Annotated in this window: 6 protein-coding genes and 1 pseudogene; all 7 read right to left on the reverse strand. The window is 38.4% G+C overall.

Translation table 11 applies throughout. The features are described 5' to 3' along the window. Positions 1-286 (reverse strand): hypothetical protein (locus Hs30E_RS10395; RefSeq protein ID WP_172209873.1); only part of this gene is annotated, 286 nt, incomplete at its 3' end. A 126-nt stretch (positions 287-412) separates the two neighbouring features. Continuing rightward, entirely contained in the window at positions 413-856 is a 444-nt protein-coding gene (locus tag Hs30E_RS10400; protein ID WP_172209874.1) for a YrhA family protein, read from the reverse strand. Between the two features lies 1 nt (position 857). Next, positions 858-1424: an HNH endonuclease family protein gene (locus Hs30E_RS10405; protein WP_172209875.1), complete on the reverse strand. Its 567-nt coding sequence runs from the start codon at positions 1422-1424 to the stop codon at positions 858-860. A gap of 26 nt (positions 1425-1450) precedes the next feature. After that, on the reverse strand, positions 1451-3106 hold the full coding sequence (locus Hs30E_RS10410) for a T7SS effector LXG polymorphic toxin (RefSeq protein WP_172209876.1): 1656 nt from the start codon (positions 3104-3106) through the stop codon (positions 1451-1453). Between the two features lie 46 nt (positions 3107-3152). Then, a complete protein-coding gene (locus tag Hs30E_RS10415) occupies positions 3153-3548 on the reverse strand; it encodes a hypothetical protein (protein WP_228462050.1) in 396 nt (131 codons plus the stop codon). Positions 3549-3629: 81 nt separating this feature from the next. Beyond that, positions 3630-3977, reverse strand: coding sequence for a hypothetical protein (locus tag Hs30E_RS10420; RefSeq protein WP_172209877.1), 348 nt, complete (start codon positions 3975-3977; stop codon positions 3630-3632). Positions 3978-3983: 6 nt separating this feature from the next. Beyond that, positions 3984-5339 (reverse strand): annotated as a pseudogene (locus Hs30E_RS10425) (hypothetical protein); the annotation flags it as partial.

A 5339-nucleotide genomic window follows, 5' to 3' on the forward strand; every position in this document is an offset into this window, starting at 1 on the left:
CTAGCTTGCGCATATCCTCGAAATCGTGCATGGCAACTTGTAAGGATAAGGAGCCTGCTCCTCCAAGAGAAACTAGATGACTAGCTGAGTTGGAAATATTTTGTAAACGAGTATGAAAACTCGTCATGTTGTTAATTGCTGTACCCAACTGGATATTATGGGCATTAAACTCATCACTGATGAGTTTAAAATTGCCATCGCCATCAATTTCTGATTGATAACCTTGCCAATACACACCAACAGAGGTTTGAAAAGATTGGATTGCCGTTAATAATGAATTAGCCAAGATTAGATGAGCTTCACTATAGAAATTTTAAAAAGTATTCAACAACGAGGCATTACTTAATCCCTAAGAAAAATATTAATCTATAGCATATTTCAATACTTTCTTTTTCTGTTGTTCATTTAAATACTAATCTTCTAAGCTCATTTCATTAAACACACCCTCTAGGAAGTCATTAACATCTTCAAATTCTTCCATTAACTCTCCTGATGGTTTATCTAAAATTTGATATTTTTTTTCATCGGGTAAATACACATACCAACTAATATTACCATCTCCCAAAATCAGATACTTCCTGAGTTCATCATTTGTATACCAATCAAGATTATTTTCTACCAAATCAGTTCGGCGATTACCTTCATTACACTCATAAAGTAAGACACCACCAAATCCAACCCCATTGGTCTTTTCAAAAAAATATTTTAGCTCTGGTGGCAGTATTTTTTCAAGTTCTTGTCTTATTCTCAAAGAAAATTTCTCAAAATTATCGCTACTAATTCCTGACTGTATACCATAACCTATAATTCTTTGAAATTCATGGACTTTATCCAATTGTTTTTCCCAATTTATCATTCTATTTTCCACCTTTCAAAGTTTTGGTAGGGTAAATAGGCGCTTCTATCATGGGCCAATCAACTATTCTTTCTTCGCCTATTCCCAAACCTTTTTTAACTACAGTTTGATAATTTGTGATTACTTTGTGATAAGGTTCGTTTTTTATTAAAACAAGATTACTAAAATCATTAGTCCCACTATCATCTAATGGTAACTGATGATGTACTTGCCATTCTCCAAATTGGCCTGGAGGTTGTCCCATAGACAAGGCTTTTATATCCTCTGACGATAATCCAGCTTCTGTCAATCTTTCAACATCCTGAGACAAATCTTTCAAAAATTCTGACTTGACTTTTGAATCAAATTCCCGCCTCAGTTTAGCAGCTTCGCTCGGGCTTCGTTTAACATAAGATATTTTTTCTGAATTGACGTCAGGTAAACTTTGTTTATCTCCTCTAAGTTTACCATTGAAACCTTTGTCATCAAAGTTGAAATCATCTGGTGAGAGCTTAGTATTTCCTTTCAGAGAAGCACTTCCACGACCTGTCGTCTGTGTTACCTTATTAGGTTGACCAGTAACTTCCATGAAATTCTTCTGAACATCATTTTTAGTCACGACATCTGAATTTTTACCCAGCGTATTAAAAATTGATTGACCATCATCTGCTCCCGCAAAAGCATAACGGGGGTGTTGCCTCCAAATAACTCATCGCCAACATTTCTAATAACTGTTCTAAATTCATCTGCTTTACTGATAACTTTAGCTTGGGTATTCTTCAATACTTCCACAATATCATCTGTCTTGCCTAGAAGTATATTCTTGACATCACCTGCATTAGAAACAACTGCAGTTTTGACATTCTTAAGCACTGTCTTGGTGTCATTTAAAAGTTTAGCGGGCATTTTAGCCAGAGTTTTAGCATTTCCTATGCCCTCTTTAGCAAGTGCCTTGCCAAATGTCCCAACCTTAGAAAGAATGCTAGTTGCCTCGCCACCTCGTGCTACCGTGAAAGCTGTCTGAACTTCTGACGCACCAACAAACAAACTCACAACATTAAACGCTGTCTCGCCTGCTACATAAGCATTACCACTTGAAAGCTGATGCCACCACTCGCCAATACCTGCTAGTGCTTGTTTTTGAGCTTCTGGATTTGTGAGGAGCGTACCGACACCTTTCGTGATTTCAACCACGTTCATCTGCGCCATACCGCTGACCATTTCGCCTGCCGCATTACCTACACCTGCCGAAAATTCCAACCACCAATTGCCAGAGTCCTTTGCGGGCTGAGCGATATTTTTGCTGTACCAACCGCCAACTCCTTCACTTATCTTACCAACAAGATTAAAACCCTCGCCACGAGTTGCCATTGAGGCATGATTGATAGCGCTATTGACACCACCAACGAATAAGCTGCCACCTAAAGCAATCAGTGTAAGAGAGGCGCCGCCAGAAAATGGTGCAAAAATACCACCTGCAACCGCAATAGTTGCTCCTCCCACAATTTGCAAAGTATCCCAAAACAAGCCCAAAAGACCCTCTTTTTTAGCTTCCTCTTTAGCTTTTTCCATTGCTTCTCTCTCAAGACGAGCTGTCTCATCTGAGATATAGCCGTTAAACATGGCATTCCATGCCTCTTCTGCTATTTTACCATTTTTTTCATTGTAGTCGCTCATTTGAGTATAGAGATTGCTTAAAGTCTCGAAACTTTTCAAATTAAAGAAACCACCACTGCTGTAATTTCGACCAACACTGATATTTCCGATTTCACTAAGCAAACTTTTTACGGTCGCAATCATTTCTTCAACTTGATCAAAGGCTTGATTGCTTTGCTCATACGATGACCACTTGTTTTTCTGCTCGGTGACTAGCTTGCGCATATCCTCGAAATCGTGCATGGCAACTTGTAAGGATAAGGACCCTGCTCCTCCAAGAGAAACTAGATGACTAGCTGAGTTGGAAATATTTTGTAAACGAGTATGAAAACTCGTCATATTGTTAATTGCTGTACCCAACTGGATATTATGGGCATTAAACTCATCACTGATGAGTTTAAAATTGCCATCGCCATCAATTTCTGATTGATAGCCTTGCCAATACACACCAACAGAGGTTTGAAAAGATTGGATTGCCGTTAATAATGAATTAGCCAAGCTTAGATGAGCTTCACTAATGTAAGCTCTCATATTGTCTGCACCTTGACCTTGGATTAAGTCGGTATTTTCAACCATACGTGAAAAACCTTGTGATAGATTTACAAGGGCTGTCACACGATTGCCCAGTCCTGTTAAAGGCTGTTTCCCAAATCACATAAAATTAGGTAAGTGGAGACTGATAATTTTCAGGTAATTCCCCTTTCCAATCAATCCATTGTTGTTCTGCGATTGGGATTAATTGCTCTAACTCTTCTTTCGAAAACAGTGAAATAGCTGTCGAATCAGAAATTAATGCTGTAGGCGTCTCCCTTATGAAATTACGTTCTGCTTTTTCTTGTTCCTCTTGTGGCAAAGGCCATGTGCCATATGCAGCCTTGAACATCAAATCTCCACCAGTTCTTTTACCTGCTAAATATTCCTCAAAATCCTCTTTTTCTATCTCTTTAATATGAGGCGCTAACCTTGAATCATCCCATTTAAGTTGGTAATTATTCCCGTCTGATAAAACGAAAAATTGTGAGGGACGATCCTCATGAATTATATTCATTTCTGCCATTACTCAAATACTCCATAAAATTTATCAAAAATGTCGAAATTTTCCTACTATAAATAAAATAATTATTCCAAAACATAATAGTTATTGTTCAGATAGCCATTTCTCATATTCAGGTTTTAACTCAGGAAATTCTTCAAACAAATTTGGGTCATTAGGTAACGAAATATCATGTACCATTTGTAAATCGCTTAACAAAAACTCCAACTCTCCTTGTCGATTTTGTTCTTCGGTTGGTGGCCATGCGCCATAGGCGGCTTTATACAACAAATCATCTCCCGAACGTTTATCTGCCTTATATTCTTCGTAATCTTTCTGAGTAATTTTTCCAACATGTGGATGATAATTATTATCTTCCCAACGTAATTCATAATGTGTACCATCAGAATATACAAAAAATTGATTGCCACCATCTACTGTAATTTTTTTCATATTTTTTTATTTCAATATAGTAATTGAAATATCTCCTTTCTTAAGTGGATTAACTACAATTTCAGGAAAACCTCCCGGATGAGTTTTTGCACCTGGACGCCAATCTGGATTGTTTCTTGCCCCTCCTTCATTTCCACTTGGAACTCTCGGATCAGTCATATTCTCTGAAGAAATATCAACCCTTACTGGATTATCACCTAAAGAGCCGTTCTCTAAACCTAAAAATTCCTCTAATTTTCGAGGTTCACCATCGCTCGCCTTAATCATGTCATCCGCAAAATCTTTTGGAAATATAAAAGCACCATCATTTCGCCCAAATTGCCCCGTTTTCTGAATCCAATAATCGTCCTTAGTAATTGCAGTTCCACCACTATCAAATTGTTTTAAATGCGATTCAATATAATCTTTCGGTAAATATCTGCTTGGGTCTCGACGTTTCGTAATGTCTGGATTAGTATCCAGAATTTTATTAACAGTAGATTCGGGAATATCATAGTGAGGTGCTTCATCCAACTTCTTAGCTAAATCATCTACTGCCTTTAACTGCTCTTTCGTACTATTTGGATTATCCAAAATATCCTTCAAAATAGATTTAGTACTATCTGCTAAGTTGTCACTATTTTTAAGTGTCTTCCTCGCCATACTTTCTAGCGTTTCACGACTAGCAGCACTTGCCTTCCCAACACCATTCGATTCACCCACAACCTTATTGAAATTCTTCTGAACATCATTCTTAGTCACGACATCTGAATTTTTACCCAGCGTATTAAAAATTGATTGACCATCATCTGCTCCCGCAAAAGCATAACGGGGGGTGTTGCCACCAAATAACTCATCGCCAACACTTCTAATCACTGTTCTAAATTCATCTGCTTTACTGATAACTTTAGCTTGGGTATTCTTCAATACTTCCACAATATCATCTGTCTTGCCTAGAAGTATATTCTTGACATCACCTGCATTAGAAACAACTGCAGTTTTGACATTCTTAAGCACTGTCTTGGTGTCATTTAAAAGTTTAGCGGGCATTTTAGCCAGAGTTTTAGCATTTCCTATGCCCTCTTTAGCAAGTGCCTTGCCAAATGTCCCAACCTTAGAAAGAATGCTAGTTGCCTCGCCACCTCGTGCTACCGTGAAAGCTGTCTGAACTTCTGACGCACCAACAAACAAACTCACAACATTAAACGCTGTCTCGCCTGCTACATAAGCATTACCACTTGAAAGCTGATGCCACCACTCGCCAATACCTGCTAGTGCTTGTTTTTGAGCTTCTGGATTTGTGAGGAGCGTACCGACACCTTTCGTGATTTCAACCACGTTCATCTGCGCCATACCGCTGACCATTTCGCCTGCCGCATTACC

It is taken from the genome of Pseudolactococcus hodotermopsidis (genome assembly GCF_011170085.1).
Lineage (GTDB): Bacteria > Bacillota > Bacilli > Lactobacillales > Streptococcaceae > Pseudolactococcus > Pseudolactococcus hodotermopsidis.

What these genes read in the sequence shown, in the direction of transcription:
- Hs30E_RS10400 (WP_172209874.1), bottom strand. Translation starts at nt 856, where the DNA reads ATGATAAATTGGGAAAAACAATTGGATAAAGTCCATGAATTTCAAAGA.
- Hs30E_RS10415 (WP_228462050.1), bottom strand. Translation starts at nt 3,548, where the DNA reads ATGGCAGAAATGAATATAATTCATGAGGATCGTCCCTCACAATTTTTC.
- Hs30E_RS10405 (WP_172209875.1), bottom strand. Translation starts at nt 1,424, where the DNA reads ATGGAAGTTACTGGTCAACCTAATAAGGTAACACAGACGACAGGTCGT.
- Hs30E_RS10420 (WP_172209877.1), bottom strand. Translation starts at nt 3,977, where the DNA reads ATGAAAAAAATTACAGTAGATGGTGGCAATCAATTTTTTGTATATTCT.